Source organism: Enterobacter sp. Taxon_2, assembly GCF_058355295.1.
On the sequence record NZ_CM178024.1, the window covers coordinates 2,067,076 to 2,083,439 of the forward strand.

Here is a 16,364-nt window from a genome sequence, read left to right on the forward strand (position 1 = left end):
AAAATGTTATGGTTCAGCGAATTACCCTTGCCCCCCAGGGGCCAGAATTCTCCCGTTTTGTGATGGGCTACTGGCGCCTGATGGACTGGAATATGTCCCCCCTCCAGCTGGCGAGCTTTATTGAAGAGCATATCGATCTGGGCGTCACCACGGTCGACCATGCGGATATTTACGGCGGTTATCAGTGCGAGGCCGCGTTCGGCGAGGCGCTCAAGCTGGTCCCGGCACTGCGCGATCGCATGGAGATCGTCACGAAGTGTGGAATTGCCACCACGGCAAAACCAGAACACGCCCTCGGTCATTACATCACCGACAGCGCGCATATCATCAAGAGCGCCGAGCAGTCGCTGGTCAATCTGGCGACCGATCGTATCGACCTGCTGTTAATCCACCGTCCGGATCCGCTGATGGATGCCGATGAGGTGGCGGAAGCCTTCCTGAACCTGCATCAGAGTGGGAAAGTGCGTCACTTTGGCGTTTCCAACTTTACCCCGGCACAGTTTGCGCTACTTCAGTCTCGTCTGCCGTTTACCCTCGCTACCAACCAGGTTGAGATCTCCCCGGTACACCAGCCGCTGCTGCTGGATGGCACGCTCGACCAGCTGCAACAGCTGCGCATTCGCCCGATGGCCTGGTCGTGCCTGGGTGGCGGACGCCTGTTTAATGATGATGAATTCCAGCCGCTGCGCAACGAGCTTGAAACCATCGCCCGCGAGCTGAACGCGGAGAGCATCGAGCAGGTGGTTTACGCGTGGATCCTGTGTCTGCCGTCAAAACCGCTGCCCATTATCGGTTCCGGCAAGATTGAACGCGTGCGATCTGCGCTGGCCGCTGAAGAGCTGCAGATGACCCGCCAGCAGTGGTTCCGCATCCGCAAAGCCGCGCTGGGCTACGACGTGCCATAAACCGCCAGAAGGTGACTTTCCGGTGAAATCTTTGCCTCTGGTATACACTTAAGGGGCAAAAAATAACCCGCGGAGGTCATTATGAAGCGTTTTGCTCTGGCAATGGTCACGCTGGTTGTTTGCGCAGGGGCGCAGGCAGCCAGCGACGAAGTGGAAATGAATCTCGTCACCTCTCAGGGTGTGGGTCAGTCCATCGGTACGGTGAAAATCACGGAAACCGACAAAGGGCTGGAGTTCGCTCCCAACCTCAAAGCACTCCCTCCCGGTGAGCATGGTTTCCATGTTCACGCCAAAGGCAGCTGTCAGCCCGCATTAAAAGAGGGCAAAGCGTCGGCAGCAGAAGCGGCAGGGGGTCACCTCGATCCGCAGCATACTGGCAAGCATGAAGGCCCGGATGGAATGGGGCATTTAGGCGATCTGCCCGTGCTGGTGGTCAATAACGACGGTAAAGCCACCGATCCCGTTGTCGCGCCGCGTCTGAAAAAGCTGGATGAAGTCAAAGGCAAAGCGCTGATGATCCATGTTGGCGGCGACAATATGTCCGATCAACCTAAACCGCTTGGCGGCGGCGGGGCACGCTATGCCTGCGGCGTGATCTGATCCCCAATCGTTCCCGGCGGTGGGGCCTGCTCCAGCTGCGACAGCGAGCAGTGCAGCCGCCAGATTATCGAGGCCAAATCACGGGCTGCGGGCAGATGATGTCGTGCAAGCGTATCGCAGATCCGCTGCAGTTCATTTAGCGTGGCTGCCAGCGGCCGCTGCTGGACACCGCGCTCGCTCATTACATCGCGCAGCAGGGAAATACACACATCACGAACCTGCGACAGTGGATCGGAACGCGTTTCCCACGCACGAAGCTGCCAGACCACGTGCGAGCAGTTCAATAGCACCACGCCCCAGCGCAGCAGCCAGCGTCGGGACAGCGCGTCCTGGCTGTTATTCAGCTGGCTGACGTGGTGATACACCAGCGATTCATACTCGTTTTCACCCAGATGCGGTTTACGGCTGAGCTGGTCTACAAACCCCCGGCGTAACTCCCGGATATGCCTGCGGCTCTTGCGGGCATCGGAGCCGGGACGCAATACCGCGAAAGCCAGCCATGCCAGCCCCACGCCAAGGATTTTCGCCAGGTTGTCATTGAGAAAATCGGCGTAATCGTAAGCCGGCGGATTGGTCACGGAGATAAACGAGCCCATAAAGACAATCAGCTGTCCCCAGAGGCCCGCCTGTTTTGGCATTTGCAGCTTAAGAAGCTGCATGGTGGTTAACAGGGGAAACAAAAACAGCAGGAACTGCCACAGATCGCTTATCTGCACCATCAGGCTAAACTTCACCACAAAACTGAACAATGACAGCAGCACCAGGGTGCGCAGCAGCAGCGTCAGCGAGTTGAACGGCGAGGCCGCGACGGAGTAAAGCACGCAGCTGATGGCGGCAAGCGTCAGGGCCGCCGTACCGGACTCCCACTGCGTGGTGATGCTCCACGCCCCCACCAACATCAGCGCGCAGAAGGTGCGAAAACCGCTCCACAGCGCTTCGAGGTAGTCGGTATGGCGGGCGAGAGCCGGGCTCCCGGGCACGTTGAACTCCGTGACCGGCGTGGCATTCTCAACCGCGTTAATCCAGCGGCTGCTGCGCAGGTACAGTCGGCAAAAGTAATTCAGACGCTGCCAGAAGGCGCGATGGCGATAGTCGTATTCATCAACCGGGGCGAGCGGGGCGATGATCTTCGCAACGGTGTAGATGTCCGCATCCGGGCGCGCAAGGGCCGCGAGCAGCGTTTCGATGACGGCACGGGTGTTTTCCGGCGGCGTCGGCCAGTTGAGCAGCATCCGGCGCAGGCTGGAGATGGCGCTGGTCATACGCAGCTGCTGGTGCAGTAAATAATTTAGCAGGGTGTTCTGACGACGAAAGCGGTAGTGGCTCCAGAACGCCTGAATACGCAATAGATTCATGGTCAGGATCTGCCCGATCACCTTTTCATGCGCGAGGCGGATCTCATCGCTGGTATCCGGTTGCCACAGCAGGCTCGCGTGCTCAAGCAGCCGGGTGTGCATGGTCTTGAGGGCGGTGATGAGCGCGGTGCCGTCGGAGGTGCTGGGGAGGATCATCATCATGAAGCCGCCGCTGAGGATCCCGACAATGACTTCGCAGACGCGCGCCTGCGCGATGTCCCACAGCTCGGTGGTGTCGAGTACGTTGACGACCGGGAAGGCGATAATGGCGGCGGTATAGCCCGCCAGCTGGAAAGCGTAGGCGACGTTATTGGTAAAATGGGCGCAGGCCCAGGTACAGCACCCCAGCCACGCCGCCATGCTCAGCAGGAACAGCCACGGATCGTTCAGCGTATGGCCGGCGATAATTAACGCCGCCGTGGCACCCAGCAGGCTGCCGGCGATGCGTCCAAGACTCTTACTGATCACCCCGCCGACCGTAGGAAAACTCACCACTGCGGCAGACGTCATCGCCCAGTAGGGTTCATCCAGGTTCAGGTAGTAGGCGACGGTCAGCGCCAGGCACATGGCAATGCCGTTACGCAGCGCGTAGCGCCACTGGGGACGCGTCGCTTTCATCCACGGGGTGTTGTGCCAGGAGAGTGCCGGCAGCTTCATCACCGGTTTCCGATGGAGACGGTGCAGGTGGTGCCGGAGACCAGGGTAATGTCCTGCGGTAAACGGTCAAATTCTACGCGAACCGGAACGCGCTGGGCCAGGCGCACCCAGGGTACGTTCGGCTTAATGTCCGGCACCAGGCCGGAATCCGTTTCAACGCTTTGATCGTAAATGGCGCGGCCAATGCTGGATACGTGACCCTGTAACTTTCTCGAGCCGCTGTAAAGCGTAATCGCGGCGGGGGATCCCTCGCGAATATGGCGAAGCTTGGTCTCTTCAAAATAGCCCACGACGTAGAAGGAGTGGCTGTCGACGAGGGCAAAAACCGGCTGGCCGGTAGTGGCGTAGTTACCCACGCGGGCGGAGAGGTTGGTCACCCATCCATCGACCGGTGCCGTAATCACGGTTTGGGTCAGTTGCCACTGCGCCTGCTTCAGCGTCGCCTCCGCCACGTTGACGCTCGCCTGCATGGCCTTAACGTTGATATTCGCGGTGTCTAAATCTTCCGCTGAGATGTAGTTTTGCGACAGGTGACGGCGGCGGTTGGCCTCGTTGTTGGCCTTTGCCAGGTCAGACTGGGCTTTCGCCAGCTGCGCCTCGGCGTTCAGAATCGCAATGTGGTACGGGGTGTCGTCAATTCGGAATAAAACATCTCCCTTTTTGACGAACTGGTTATCCTTAACCAGTAGCGTCGTGATACTTCCTGACACCTGAGGGGTGATGCTGACCTGTTCAGCGCGAACTTTGCCGTCACGCGTCCAGGGCGACTGCATATAAAAATTCCACATCCACCAGCCCGCAACCAGCGCGAGGGCGAGGACAAACAGGGTGGAAAAGTATTTCAGCGTTTTCAGAGGCATAGTCACCACACCATCAAGACAGCAAGGCCCAGACATACGGAGAGGGCAAACAGGGAAAGATCCATCAGCATGGGATGCCAGATTTCGCCGGAATACATCCAGTCGCGAAGCAGACGATGCGCGATGAGCCAGAGAATAAAGCCCACCAGCACGGCCTTAAACAAGGGGGGAAAGTAGACTGACGCACCGAAGATCAGATCCTGTAGGGGTAACCCCTCTGAGCGATGAAAAAACGTCACGGGCAGAAATCCTTTGCAGTGAACAGAATGCCGCGTTGGCTTGTCATAGTATGATGAAGCATCACAATTCAGTGTAAGTCATACTTTTAAGTTCGATGAATGCAGTATTGCATTTGTTTTGGCAATACAAATGCTGCACACTATTCTAAAATCAGTATAATAACTTAGCAAGCTAATTATAAGGAGATGAAATTGGAATCGCCATTAGGTTCTGATCTGGCAAGGTTGGTACGCGTCTGGCGTGCTCTGATTGACCATCGCCTGAAACCTCTGGAACTCACACAGACGCATTGGGTCACGCTGCACAACATTCATCAGCTGCCGCCCGATCAGTCGCAAATTCAACTGGCAAAAGCGATAGGCATTGAGCAACCGTCGCTGGTGCGCACGCTTGACCAGCTGGAAGAAAAGGGGTTGATCTCGCGGCAAACCTGCGCGAGCGATCGTCGTGCGAAACGGATTAAACTCACCGAAAAAGCGGCGCCTATCATCACGGAAATGGAAGCCGTGATTACCAGGACGCGCGGTGAAATCCTGTCTGGTGTTTCACCGGCGGAGCTGGAAATGCTCATCAGCCTCATTGGGCGCCTTGAGCAAAACATCCATGAACTGCAGTCGCGAGACTGACAAACACTAAGGCCTTGCAGCAGCAAGGCCTTTTTTTACTTAAAGACGACCACACGGTTACGACCCGTCTCCTTCGCTTCATACATCGCCTTGTCGGCACTTTCCACGCACGTTTCTGCGGTTATCGTTGATGACGTTGCCGTAAACACCCCCATACTGATGGTGATGGGCTCCGGCAACTGACCGCCGCTGCTGGTTTTATCAAAGCTGCTTAGCTTCAGGCGTATGCGCTCGGCCACCTGGTACGCGGAGTCTGACGACGTGTTGGCCAGCATCAGCACAAACTCCTCACCGCCGATACGGGCCGCGATGTCCTGCGGGCGCACGGAATCCATTAGCAGGTTGGCGACAAACTGCAGGACTTTATCGCCCTGGAGATGTCCGTAGGTGTCGTTAATACGCTTGAAGCGATCGAGATCGCTGACGATGACGGAAACGGGGCGATTGGGTCTGGCGATATCCAGCGCCTGGTTTAACGATTCATAAAAATAGCTGCGGTTATAAAGGCGTGTGAGCGGGTCGCGGATCGAGTTCTGATAGGACTGCTGATATTTTACGTGCGAGTCGCGATACAGTCTGAAGACATCGTAAAGCAGAACAAAAATAATCAGCAGCGTGGCGACAGTTTCAAATAACCGGGCGCGGTACCAGGAGATATCTTCGGCATGTCCACCCGCTAACAGCATTGAAAGCGTGACGATATAGCAAACGCAAAGAAAATTTCCGCCTACCCAGAATAAATTGCGCACGCGCGTGACAAACATCAGCGCTACTAATGTTATCACCCAGAAAACAATTAAAGATATATTAATGCAATGGCTCCAGAGGACCATAAACTGCCGGGTTTCATTATCAACCAGGTCAATGGATAACAAGGGCGAGTGGCTGGAATATATCCAGGCCAGTCCCACTGCACAGGCGGTAAAAAGAGACGCGCCGCTCACAATTGAGATATGCGCCAGCCGTGAAAGAGGGTAATCGCGCATGGGATAGAGTATTGCTGCCACGATAAACAGCACCGCCATTAAAAAGTGGCGGAACATATAGTAGATCATCGCATCGTTGTAGTTCACGACGTTGAACTGATAGAGATCCAGCCAGGCGGGGAAGCTGGTCAGCGTTCCGACCATCAGCAGTGCGGACCCGGCAAAGGCAAAGGCGATTGCGACCAGATACAACCGTCTTTTGTCACACCAGTATTTCATCGCCATAAAACAGGCAATAAACAGGTGAAACACCAGAAGAAAAATGGTGAGCGTAGGGAATAAAAGCGGTGAAAAGGACGGAACCCATTCAACGAGTTTTAAAAACAGCGCGTGTAATATCCCGATAACAACAAGGCAACCGAGACAGAACGTAATATAACGGCTCGTTAGAGCGCGACGATTCGCAAGCATAGAATTTTTACAAATTATAATGAATAAAGAGAAGGTAGTTGCGAAGAGTCTAATCAATTAGTGCAATAAATACTTTGCGCAGAAACAATATAAGGCGTGATTAATAATTGATGAGGTGAATGTATTTTGTAATTATATTTGTGAGAGTGATATATATTGTAAATGGATGTGGCCCGAGGACCACATCCACTTTTAATTAACGTGGGGAAACGGTCACCTGGCTTCCGTTGCTCGCCAGCACAACGCGCTGGCCTGCAGAGAAGCGAGTGCTGCCCTGTTTCTGAACAACCATGATCGTGCTGCCGTCGTCTTTACGGATTTCCAGCTCTACGCCCTGAGTTTTGTTCATCGCACCCTGAACGCCCTGGCCGGCTACGCCACCCGCAACGGCACCTGCGGCTGTTGCCAGAGAGCGACCCGTGCCGCCGCCGACGGTATTACCCAGGAAACCACCCAGGACGGCACCGCCAATTGCGCCCATCACGTTGTTTTCATCGCCACCCTGAATCTGTACAGGGCGTGCGTTAACAACGGTACCGTAAGTCACGTTCTGAACCTGTTTCGCTTCAGAAGCGCTGTAAACGTCGCCAGAAAGTGAACTGTCATTCACACAGCCAGCCAGAGTTAAACCAATCAGCGAAACGCCCAGTACACGTAAAATCATTTGAATCTCCTGTTCACCAAAAACGCCCGATTGAGGGCATCCGTTATGGCTAAATTATATGGCATAAGGAGCCATAGTTCATATCTTTGCATTAACAATAGGAAAATTGTACTTGAATTTGACTTAACGAGACATAAACAGGGTCCGCCTGTGTTACCCGTCTGACATTGTTAAAAAATATTATTGCCGGATGGCAAAGCGGCGCCGTTTATGGTTGAGTGGATATCCTTAGCCCACGCAACGTAAGGAAAGCGCATGAAATCGGGTCGCTACATTGGTGTGATGTCAGGCACCAGTCTGGATGGGGTAGATGTCGTTCTGGCCGCCATTGACGAAAATATGGTGGCACAGCAGGCGAGCCTGACCTGGCCAATCCCCATTTCACTGAAAGAGGATATTCTGAGTATCTGTCAGGGGCAGCAGCTGACCCTTTCCCAGCTTGGACAACTTGATGTTCGCCTGGGGGCGCTGTTTGCGGATGCGGTGCAGGCTTTGATGCAAAAAGAACATCTTCGCCCGCAGGATGTGGTGGCCATCGGGTGTCACGGACAAACGGTCTGGCATGAGCCCATCGGAGAGGCCCCGCATACTCTGCAAATCGGCGATAACAACCAGATTGTGGCGAAGACGGGCGTGACGGTAGTAGGCGATTTCCGTCGTCGCGATATCGCCCTTGGCGGACAGGGCGCGCCGCTGGTGCCCGCGTTCCATCAGGCGTTACTGGCGCACCCTTCAGAGCGGCGCATGGTGCTCAACATTGGTGGGATCGCCAATCTGTCGATGCTTATCCCGGGACAGCCGGTCCGCGGCTACGATACCGGACCGGGCAATATGTTAATGGATGCCTGGATCTGGCGTCAGTGCGGCCAAGCGTATGATAAAAACGCGGAGTGGGCGAGCGGGGGGAAAGTGATTCTACCGCTGCTGCAGTCGATGCTAAGCGATCCTTATTTTGCTCTGCCGGCCCCTAAGAGCACGGGGCGTGAATACTTCAACCTGGGCTGGCTTGAGCGTCAGCTGGCGCCATTCCCGGCGCTTGCGCCGCAGGATGTCCAGGCGACGCTTGCCGAGCTCACGGCCGTGTCGATCTCCGAACAGGTTCTGCTCAGCGGTGGATGTGAGCGCCTGCTGGTGTGCGGCGGAGGAAGCCGCAACCCGCTGGTGATGGCGCGTCTTGCCGGGCTGCTGCCGGGTACCGAAGTGACCACGACCGATGAGGCCGGCATCAGCGGTGATGATATGGAGGCGCTGGCCTTCGCCTGGCTCGCCTGGCGCACCATTGCCGGACTGCCGGGCAACTTGCCGTCGGTAACCGGTGCGCGTGAAGCGAGCGTCCTTGGGGCGATTTTCCCGGCCAATCCTCGTCATAATCAGAGTTAACTGAAATTCAGCGCGGCGCGTCGTCGTTAGAATGGAACGAAACAGGGGGGCAGCCATGCCCTCCAGGACCAGGAAAGTCTTCGGAATACGCCCATGAAAAAACTTCTTCTTATTGCCGCCCCTTTGTTGCTGTCAGGATGCAGCGTCTATAACCAGTTCCTTGAGCGCATGCAGACCGACACGCTGGAGTATCGCTGCGACGAAAAACCGTTGACCGTGAAGCTGAATAATCCACGTCAGGAGGCCAGCTTTGTTTACGACAATAAATTGCTGACGCTGAAGCAGGGTATGTCGGCCTCCGGCGCACGTTACTCCGACGGTATCTACGTCTTCTGGTCGAAAGGCGACAGCGCCACGGTCTACAAACGCGACCGTATTGTGCTGAACAATTGCCAGCTCGAAAACCCGAAGCGTTGAGATTTTTACAGGGGCGGCGCACAATAGCGCCACCTACTCTCAATGTCAGCTAACGCCATGTCAGATAACGACGAACTGCAGCAAATTGCGCATCTGCGCCGTGAATACACCAAAGGCGGCCTGCGTCGCCAGGATCTTCCCGCTGAACCCCTCGTGCTTTTTGAACGCTGGCTGAAACAGGCCTGCGAAGCGAAACTGGCCGACCCCACGGCCATGGTCGTCGCGACGGTGGATGAAAACGGTCAACCGTATCAGCGCATCGTATTGCTCAAGCATTATGACGAGAAAGGACTGGTGTTCTACACCAACCTCGGCAGCCGCAAAGCGCACCATCTGGAAAACAATCCGCGTATCAGCCTGCTGTTCCCGTGGCATATGCTGGAGCGTCAGGTGATGGTCACCGGCAAAGCGGAACGTCTCTCGACGCTGGAAGTGGTGAAGTATTTCCACAGCCGCCCGCGTGACAGCCAGATTGGCGCCTGGGTATCAAAACAATCCAGCCGAATTTCCGCCCGCGGCGTGCTGGAAAGTAAATTCCTGGAGCTGAAGCAGAAGTTCCAGCAGGGTGAAATTCCCCTGCCAAGTTTCTGGGGCGGTTTCCGTATCCCGATTGAGCAGATGGAGTTCTGGCAGGGGGGCGAACACCGCCTGCACGACCGCTTTTTATACCAGCGCGACAATGGCGGCTGGAAAATCGACAGACTGGCACCGTAATCCCCGAAATTTGTTGATTTAAGCGCTAGCGCACACCGCGCTTGCGCTTTATTCTATGGTCCTTTCGCATCAGGCGAAAAGTCGTGTACCGGCAAAGGTGCAGTCGTTTATACATGGAGAATTTGATGGCAAGCAGTAACTTGATTAAACAATTGCAAGAGCGGGGCCTCGTGGCCCAGGTGACGGATGAGGAAGCGTTAGCAGAGCGACTGGCGCAAGGCCCGATCGCGCTCTATTGCGGCTTCGATCCCACCGCTGACAGCTTGCATTTGGGGCATCTTGTTCCATTGTTATGCCTGAAACGCTTCCAGATGGCGGGCCATAAGCCTGTTGCCCTGGTGGGTGGCGCGACCGGTCTGATTGGTGACCCAAGCTTTAAAGCCGCTGAGCGTAAACTGAATACCGAAGATACCGTGCAGGAGTGGGTAGATAAGATCCGCAAACAGGTTGCACCGTTCCTCGACTTCAACTGTGGTGATAATGCCGCCATTGCCGCGAACAACTACGACTGGTTTGGCAGCATGAACGTGCTGACCTTCCTGCGTGATATCGGCAAGCACTTCTCTGTTAACCAGATGATTAACAAAGAGGCCGTGAAGCAGCGTCTGAACCGCGACGACCAGGGTATCTCCTTTACCGAGTTCTCCTACAACCTGCTGCAGGGGTATGACTTTGCCTGCCTGAACAAACTGCACGGCGTTTCCCTGCAGATTGGCGGTTCCGATCAGTGGGGTAACATCACCTCCGGTATCGACCTGACCCGTCGCCTGCACCAGAATCAGGTCTTTGGTCTGACTGTTCCGCTGATCACCAAAGCCGACGGCACCAAATTCGGTAAAACCGAAGGCGGCGCGGTGTGGCTCGATCCGAAGAAAACCAGCCCGTACAAGTTCTACCAGTTCTGGATCAACACGGCGGATGCCGATGTTTACCGCTTCCTGAAGTTCTTCACCTTTATGGACATTGAAGAGATCAACGCGCTGGAAGAAGAAGACAAGAACAGCGGTAAAGCACCGCGCGCTCAGTACGTGCTGGCGGACGAAGTGACCAAACTGGTTCACGGTGAAGAAGGTCTGGCCGCGGCAAAACGCATTACCGCAAGCCTGTTCAACGGTACCCTGAGCGATTTGAGCGAAGCGGACTTCGAACAGCTGGCGCAGGACGGTGTGCCGATGGTTGAGATGGAAAAAGGGGCTGACCTGATGCAGGCGCTGGTGGACTCCGAGCTCCAGCCTTCCCGCGGTCAGGCGCGTAAAACCATCGCGTCTAACGCTATCACCATCAACGGTGAGAAGCAGGCCGACCCGGAATACACCTTCGTTGACGGCGATCGTCTGTATGGTCGCTACACGCTGCTGCGTCGCGGCAAGAAAAATTACTGCCTTGTCTGCTGGAAGTAATTAACAGTCTTCAGGGGCGTGGGAAACCACGCCCCTTTTGTTTTTTCAGGGTTTGGTAAGAAAAAAATGAAGAACATCCTCGCCATTCAGTCCCACGTTGTTTTTGGACACGCGGGCAATAGCGCCGCGGAATTCCCGATGCGTCGCCTCGGCGTCAACGTCTGGCCCCTTAATACCGTGCAATTCTCTAACCACACGCAATACGGCAAATGGACCGGCTGCGTGATGCCGCCTTCGCATCTCACTGAGGTTGTGCAGGGTATTGCCGATATCGACCAGCTCAAACGCTGTGACGCCGTGCTGAGCGGTTACCTCGGCTCAGCGGAGCAGGGGGAGCATATCCTCGGTATCGTGCGCCAGGTGAAAGCCGCAAACCCGTCGGCAAAATACTTCTGCGACCCCGTCATGGGCCATCCGGAGAAAGGCTGCATCGTGGCGCCAGGCGTTGCAGAGTTTCACGTCCGTCACGCGCTGCCCGCCAGCGATATCATTGCGCCAAACCTGGTCGAACTCGAAATTCTCTGCGAGCGTCCGGTTAACAGCGTAGAAGAGGCCGTAAGCGCGTCCCGCGAGCTTATCGCGCTGGGGCCTGACGTTGTGCTGGTAAAACACCTTGCGCGCGCAGCGATGAGCCAGGACCGTTTTGAGATGCTGCTGGTGACGAAAGAGGATGCCTGGCATATCAGCCGTCCGCTGGTGGATTTTGGCCAGCGCCAGCCGGTTGGGGTCGGAGATGTCACCAGCGGTCTGCTGCTGGTGAAATTACTGCAAGGGGCGACAATGCGCGACGCGCTCGAGCATGTTACTGCGGCGGTGTACGAAATCATGATTGCGACGAAAGAGATGCAGGAATATGAACTGCAAGTGGTCGCGGCACAGGATCGTATCGCGAAGCCGGAGCACTATTTCAGCGCAACCCAGCTTTAAACACCGCCCGGCGGCGCTGCGCTTGCACGGGCCTACGGAATTCGTAGGCCGGGTAAGCGTCAGCGCCACCCGGCAACACAGTCTGCTCGGTTAATTCAACCCTTCCGCTTTCAGCGCTGCAGCCACCGCAGGACGCTCTGCCACGCGTTTCATATACGCTGCAATATGGTCTAACCCTTCCAGGTTAAGCTTAACCGCGCGCGCCCAGCGCAGCACGGTGAACAGGTATGCGTCGGCAATCGTGAAGCGCGAACCTGCAATCCACTGATCGTCTTTCAGCGACGCGTTAACATACTGCAACTTTTTCTCAAGAAGGGCGCGCAGGGTCGGTTTGAACTCTTCCGGCGTATCCGGGCGGAACAGGGGGGTAAAGCCTTTGTGCAGCTCGGTGGCAATGTAGTTTAGCCATTCCAGCGTCTTATAACGCGAAATGGTACTGACCGGCGCCAGCAGATGGCGATCGGGTACGCTATCGGCCAGGAACTGCATAATCGCCACGCCTTCAGTCAGCAGAGTACCGTCGTCCAGCAAGAGCGCCGGAACTTGTCCTTTCGGGTTGATGGCAAGAAAATCATCGCCGTTTTCCAGACGTTTTTTCATCAGGTCAACGCCATCCAGCGTGAAATCTTTGCCGCTCTCGCGCAGGGTGATATGGGAAGCAAGAGAGCACGCACCCGGTTTGTAGAACAGTTTCATCGGTAACTCCTTTTTGCTGAGGTTTCAGCTATGTTAGTGCGCAAACGGATAAAAAAAAAGCCGCTAATGCATTAGCGGCTTCTGGTCAGTCGTTTCTCACGGAAATCAGGCGGTAGCGGTGTTTGTCGCTTTAGCGGTCTTGTCGTCGTCCTGAGTCATACGGTTCAGTTTCGGCGCTGTCAGCAGCATCAGAGCGGCAATTACCGCAGTCGCGATACCAATCTGCATGAACACGGTACCGTAGACGTTCAGGGAAAGCAGTGGATCGGTTACATTTTCCGGAACAGCCATAAGGTTAGCAATCTTACCCGCGATGATTGCCGCACCGGCAGTGGTCAGGAACCAGCTACCCATGATGAAGCCCATCAGACGCTGAGGAACCAGCTGCGCAACCATGGCCAGTCCCAGGCCGGAGATCATCAGCTCGCCGATAGACTGCAGCGCGTAGCTCAGGATCAGCCAGTTAACGGAAACGATACCTGCGTCGGACGCAAATTTGGTACCCAGTGGCAGTACCAGGAAGGCACCAGAACACAGCACCATACCCAGCGCAAACTTGTGCGGCATCGGCAGACGGTCACCCATCTTGTTATAGATAGCAGCCAGAATTGGGGAACCAATCATGATCCAGAACGGGTTCAGTGCCTGGAACTGCTCAGGTTCAAACGCGATACCCAGAATGGAGTGCTCTACGTTACGGATGGCGAAGAAGTTCAGTGAAGTTGGCATCTGGCTGTACAGCACGAAGAAGATAATCGCTTCCAGCATCAGAATGAACGCCACAATCATCTTGCGACGGGCCGCACCCTGCATGGCGAATGCTTCTTTTGCAAAGATGACCACGATACCCAGCGCAACCACGCCCAGAACGGCACGTGCGATACCCTGGTTGTGCAGCAGCCAGGTGGCGATGGCCGCGAGGACAACAACGCCCACGATGGTGGCCAGCAGTTTGCCCATATGCACAGGCTCGAAGTCAGGTTTTGAACCGTAGTCTTTGACCCAGCTGCGGCAGAACAGGAAGTTCACCACGGTGATCAACATACCCACGAAGCTCAGTGCAAATGCCACGCTCCAGCCGAATTTCGCCGCGAGCCATGGAGTTGCCAGCATAGAGAAGAACGAACCGATGTTGATGGACATGTAGTACATGGTAAATGCACCGTCCAGGCGCGGATCGTCTTTGTTGTAGCAGGTCGAAAGCAGAGAGGACGGGTTCGCTTTGAACAGACCATTACCGACGGCAATCGTCGCCATACCCATATACACGACAGCGGCATCATGCCCTGACCATGCAACCAGACCATAGCCAATCGCCAGGACAATGGCGCCCAGCATGATGACGCGTTTAGTCCCGAGGACTTTATCGCCCAGCCAGCCGCCAATCGCGACCAGACCGTACACCAGAGCACTGAAGGAAGAGAACAGCGTGATGGAATCGGCTTCGGACATACCCAGCTGTTTTACCAGGTAAACCGCCATGATCCCTTGCAGGCCGTAATAACCAAAACGCTCCCATAACTCGATAGAGAAGATGAGATAGAACGCTTTAGGTTGTTTAAAAGCGTTAAGACTCACGCTTTCATCTGTTGGTTTATTGTTTGCAGTAGACACATATACCTCTTTTTTTACATCCCATATTAATGGGGGTGTTCATAGCGTGATGGCCGTAGTCCATACGCCTTATAGTTATATTGGGAGGAGAAACGGCGGGTAATGTTCACTATCCTGCCCCGTCTGGCAATACGTTTGTAATAATCTGTTACATATATCTGGAGTGGTATAATCGTTGGTTCATGCAAATGTTATTCAGCGTTAAATTTCATACGATGAGTAAAGGTAGTTTTTTCGACTGGTAATGACCCGTCCGGATCGGCTTTTGGCGATATGTTCTGCTATTCGTCGCTTTACGCAGTGATATAGCCCATATTCTGAAAAATAGCTGGTCTTATCTTCGGTTACAGGAGGTGAGTATGTTGTCAGACAAAGGGTTTAGGCCGATTTTGACAACAAAAATTCAACATGAAGTTATCAGGGTGATCGCGATCACAGATGTATAGAAATTTTTGGCTATGAAAAAAGTATTAACCTGTTTGAGCGTTAAACAACCGAACAAGTGACAGGTCAGAGTAAGCGAAAGACGGACAAGTAACGGCCAAAAGAAGAGCATTCGATAGCCCTTCCTTTAATATGGGATTGGGGTGGTCAGGGATACACTTTTTCTTTGTATTCGCAGAGATCTTCAATAATGCAGGAGCCGCAGCGAGGCTTGCGGGCAATACAGGTATATCGGCCGTGCAGAATCAGCCAGTGATGGCAATCCACCTTAAATTCTGCCGGAACCACTTTCAGCAGCTTCTCTTCGACCTGCTCGACGTTTTTGCCTGGCGCGAAGTTGGTCCGGTTAGACACGCGAAATATATGCGTATCCACGGCGATAGTGGGCCAGCCAAACGCAGTGTTAAGCACCACGTTTGCGGTCTTACGCCCCACGCCCGGTAAGGCTTCCAGCGCAGCGCGGTCCTCCGGTACTTCGCCTCCGTGCTGTTCCAGCAGGATCCGGCAGGTCTTGATGACGTTCTCGGCTTTGCTGTTAAACAGGCCGATGGTTTTGATATACGACTTCACGCCTTCCACGCCCAGCTCCAGCATGGCCTTCGGCGTATTGGCGACCGGATAGAGCAGGGCAGTGGCTTTATTGACGCTCACGTCGGTCGCCTGTGCAGAAAGCAACACCGCGATCAGCAGCTCAAACGGGGAGGTAAAATTCAGCTCCGTCGTCGGGTGCGGGTTCTCGTCCCGCAGACGGGTCAGGATCGCAATGCGCTTTTCTTTATTCATGAAGCCTTCTCGGGTGTCCCTTCCAGAACGCTACGCTCAGCCGCGCGGCGCTTACGTTTTTCATCAATCAGGTATTTTATCGCCAGCATCATGCCAAGGCCAATAAACGCGCCGGGCGGCAGCATCGCCAGCAGGAATGGCGTATCGGTGTGGAACACTTCAACGCGCAGCGCTTTGGCCCAGCCGCCGAGCAGCGCATCTGCGCCGTCAAACAGCGTACCGTTACCGAGGATCTCGCGCAGCGAGCCCAGCACGAACATGGCGCATGTGGCACCCATGCCAATGGAAAACCCATCCAGCGCCGACATGGCGGGGCTGTTTTTCACCGCGAAGGCTTCCGCGCGCCCGACAACGATACAGTTGGTGACGATAAGGGGAATAAAGATCCCGAGCGACTGGTACAGGCCAAACGCGTAGGCGTTAATCAGCATCTGAACGATACTGACCACCGACGCAATGATCATGACGTAAATCGGAATACGAATTTCCGACGGCGTCCAGCGGCGCAGGGCAGAGATGGAGAGGTTGGTCAGGGTCAATACCAGCGTGGTTGCCAGACCCAGACCGAGCGCGTTGGTGGCGGTGGACGTTACCGCCAGCAGTGGGCACATGCCCAGAAGCTGTACCAGCGCGGAGTTGTTCTTCCACAACCCCTGGACAATAACCTCTTTAACCTGGCTCATGA

Annotated in this window: 17 protein-coding genes; 8 read left to right on the forward strand and 9 right to left on the reverse strand. The window is 55.1% G+C overall.

What is annotated here, in order from left to right; all coding sequences use genetic code 11:
* Positions 1-8: 8 nt before the first annotated feature.
* Positions 9-905: an aldo/keto reductase gene (locus AC4IC4_RS09805; RefSeq protein WP_491472629.1), complete on the forward strand. Its 897-nt coding sequence runs from the start codon at positions 9-11 to the stop codon at positions 903-905.
* An 81-nt stretch (positions 906-986) separates the two neighbouring features.
* Positions 987-1,505 carry a superoxide dismutase [Cu-Zn] SodC gene (gene sodC, locus AC4IC4_RS09810; protein ID WP_032651026.1) on the forward strand — a complete coding sequence of 173 codons (519 nt, stop codon included), beginning with the start codon at positions 987-989 and terminating at the stop codon, positions 1,503-1,505.
* Here the strand turns inward: sodC and AC4IC4_RS09815 are convergent.
* Genes AC4IC4_RS09815 through AC4IC4_RS09825 form a run of 3 tightly spaced genes read right to left on the reverse strand, consistent with a single transcriptional unit; the run spans position 1,484 to position 4,616 of the window.
* Entirely contained in the window at positions 1,484-3,517 is a 2,034-nt protein-coding gene (locus AC4IC4_RS09815) for an FUSC family protein (protein WP_491472630.1), read from the reverse strand. The genes sodC and AC4IC4_RS09815 overlap by 22 nt on opposite strands.
* Positions 3,517-4,377, reverse strand: a complete 861-nt coding sequence (locus AC4IC4_RS09820) for an efflux RND transporter periplasmic adaptor subunit (protein WP_491472631.1) — start codon at positions 4,375-4,377, stop codon at positions 3,517-3,519. Before AC4IC4_RS09820 ends, AC4IC4_RS09815 begins: the two co-directional genes overlap by 1 nt.
* A gap of 2 nt (positions 4,378-4,379) precedes the next feature.
* Positions 4,380-4,616, reverse strand: coding sequence for a DUF1656 domain-containing protein (locus AC4IC4_RS09825; RefSeq protein WP_024909360.1), 237 nt, complete (start codon positions 4,614-4,616; stop codon positions 4,380-4,382).
* 186 nt (positions 4,617-4,802) lie between these two features.
* Here AC4IC4_RS09825 and slyA point away from each other — a divergent pair, with 186 nt between their 5' ends.
* Entirely contained in the window at positions 4,803-5,243 is a 441-nt protein-coding gene (slyA, locus tag AC4IC4_RS09830; protein ID WP_032651029.1) for a transcriptional regulator SlyA, read from the forward strand.
* Positions 5,244-5,278: 35 nt separating this feature from the next.
* Here slyA and AC4IC4_RS09835 read toward each other — a convergent pair whose 3' ends face one another.
* Entirely contained in the window at positions 5,279-6,640 is a 1,362-nt protein-coding gene (locus tag AC4IC4_RS09835; RefSeq protein ID WP_157189018.1) for a sensor domain-containing diguanylate cyclase, read from the reverse strand.
* A gap of 196 nt (positions 6,641-6,836) precedes the next feature.
* Positions 6,837-7,304, reverse strand: coding sequence for an outer membrane lipoprotein SlyB (gene slyB / locus AC4IC4_RS09840; protein WP_008500578.1), 468 nt, complete (start codon positions 7,302-7,304; stop codon positions 6,837-6,839).
* Between the two features lie 255 nt (positions 7,305-7,559).
* On the opposite strand from slyB, the gene anmK reads away from it, so the two are divergent.
* The 5 genes from anmK (at position 7,560) to pdxY (ending at position 12,142) form a co-directional block, all read left to right on the forward strand.
* Positions 7,560-8,684, forward strand: coding sequence for an anhydro-N-acetylmuramic acid kinase (anmK, locus tag AC4IC4_RS09845; RefSeq protein ID WP_491472632.1), 1,125 nt, complete (start codon positions 7,560-7,562; stop codon positions 8,682-8,684).
* 93 nt (positions 8,685-8,777) lie between these two features.
* Complete coding sequence (gene mliC / locus AC4IC4_RS09850) at positions 8,778-9,101, forward strand: C-type lysozyme inhibitor (protein WP_024909356.1); 324 nt, start codon at positions 8,778-8,780, stop codon at positions 9,099-9,101.
* 57 nt (positions 9,102-9,158) lie between these two features.
* Positions 9,159-9,815 (forward strand): pyridoxamine 5'-phosphate oxidase, encoded by a 657-nt coding sequence (pdxH, locus tag AC4IC4_RS09855; protein ID WP_028017303.1) that lies wholly within the window; start codon positions 9,159-9,161, stop codon positions 9,813-9,815.
* 125 nt (positions 9,816-9,940) lie between these two features.
* Positions 9,941-11,215 carry a tyrosine--tRNA ligase gene (gene tyrS, locus AC4IC4_RS09860; protein ID WP_023335449.1) on the forward strand — a complete coding sequence of 425 codons (1,275 nt, stop codon included), beginning with the start codon at positions 9,941-9,943 and terminating at the stop codon, positions 11,213-11,215.
* 66 nt (positions 11,216-11,281) lie between these two features.
* Entirely contained in the window at positions 11,282-12,142 is an 861-nt protein-coding gene (gene pdxY, locus AC4IC4_RS09865; RefSeq protein ID WP_420278158.1) for a pyridoxal kinase PdxY, read from the forward strand.
* 90 nt (positions 12,143-12,232) lie between these two features.
* Here pdxY and gstA read toward each other — a convergent pair whose 3' ends face one another.
* The 4 genes from gstA to AC4IC4_RS09885 all read right to left on the reverse strand — a co-directional run bounded on the left by gstA (position 12,233) and on the right by AC4IC4_RS09885 (position 16,362).
* The gene (gene gstA, locus AC4IC4_RS09870) at positions 12,233-12,838 is read right to left on the reverse strand and encodes a glutathione transferase GstA (protein ID WP_061715411.1); all 606 of its coding nucleotides are present in this window, start codon (positions 12,836-12,838) and stop codon (positions 12,233-12,235) included.
* Positions 12,839-12,943: 105 nt separating this feature from the next.
* On the reverse strand, positions 12,944-14,452 hold the full coding sequence (gene dtpA / locus AC4IC4_RS09875; protein WP_024909352.1) for a dipeptide/tripeptide permease DtpA: 1,509 nt from the start codon (positions 14,450-14,452) through the stop codon (positions 12,944-12,946).
* Positions 14,453-15,043: 591 nt separating this feature from the next.
* Positions 15,044-15,679: an endonuclease III gene (gene nth, locus AC4IC4_RS09880; protein WP_008500570.1), complete on the reverse strand. Its 636-nt coding sequence runs from the start codon at positions 15,677-15,679 to the stop codon at positions 15,044-15,046.
* A complete protein-coding gene (locus AC4IC4_RS09885; RefSeq protein ID WP_023617347.1) occupies positions 15,676-16,362 on the reverse strand; it encodes an electron transport complex subunit E in 687 nt (228 codons plus the stop codon). The genes nth and AC4IC4_RS09885 overlap by 4 nt, the downstream gene beginning before the upstream one ends.
* Positions 16,363-16,364: the final 2 nt, after the last annotated feature.

What these genes read in the sequence shown, in the direction of transcription:
- AC4IC4_RS09805 (WP_491472629.1), top strand. Translation starts at nt 9, where the DNA reads ATGGTTCAGCGAATTACCCTTGCCCCCCAGGGGCCAGAATTCTCCCGT.
- sodC (WP_032651026.1), top strand. Translation starts at nt 987, where the DNA reads ATGAAGCGTTTTGCTCTGGCAATGGTCACGCTGGTTGTTTGCGCAGGG.
- AC4IC4_RS09815 (WP_491472630.1), bottom strand. Translation starts at nt 3,517, where the DNA reads ATGAAGCTGCCGGCACTCTCCTGGCACAACACCCCGTGGATGAAAGCG.
- AC4IC4_RS09820 (WP_491472631.1), bottom strand. Translation starts at nt 4,377, where the DNA reads ATGCCTCTGAAAACGCTGAAATACTTTTCCACCCTGTTTGTCCTCGCC.
- slyA (WP_032651029.1), top strand. Translation starts at nt 4,803, where the DNA reads ATGAAATTGGAATCGCCATTAGGTTCTGATCTGGCAAGGTTGGTACGC.
- AC4IC4_RS09835 (WP_157189018.1), bottom strand. Translation starts at nt 6,640, where the DNA reads ATGCTTGCGAATCGTCGCGCTCTAACGAGCCGTTATATTACGTTCTGT.
- slyB (WP_008500578.1), bottom strand. Translation starts at nt 7,304, where the DNA reads ATGATTTTACGTGTACTGGGCGTTTCGCTGATTGGTTTAACTCTGGCT.
- anmK (WP_491472632.1), top strand. Translation starts at nt 7,560, where the DNA reads ATGAAATCGGGTCGCTACATTGGTGTGATGTCAGGCACCAGTCTGGAT.
- mliC (WP_024909356.1), top strand. Translation starts at nt 8,778, where the DNA reads ATGAAAAAACTTCTTCTTATTGCCGCCCCTTTGTTGCTGTCAGGATGC.
- pdxH (WP_028017303.1), top strand. Translation starts at nt 9,159, where the DNA reads ATGTCAGATAACGACGAACTGCAGCAAATTGCGCATCTGCGCCGTGAA.
- tyrS (WP_023335449.1), top strand. Translation starts at nt 9,941, where the DNA reads ATGGCAAGCAGTAACTTGATTAAACAATTGCAAGAGCGGGGCCTCGTG.
- pdxY (WP_420278158.1), top strand. Translation starts at nt 11,282, where the DNA reads ATGAAGAACATCCTCGCCATTCAGTCCCACGTTGTTTTTGGACACGCG.
- gstA (WP_061715411.1), bottom strand. Translation starts at nt 12,838, where the DNA reads ATGAAACTGTTCTACAAACCGGGTGCGTGCTCTCTTGCTTCCCATATC.
- nth (WP_008500570.1), bottom strand. Translation starts at nt 15,679, where the DNA reads ATGAATAAAGAAAAGCGCATTGCGATCCTGACCCGTCTGCGGGACGAG.
- AC4IC4_RS09885 (WP_023617347.1), bottom strand. Translation starts at nt 16,362, where the DNA reads ATGAGCCAGGTTAAAGAGGTTATTGTCCAGGGGTTGTGGAAGAACAAC.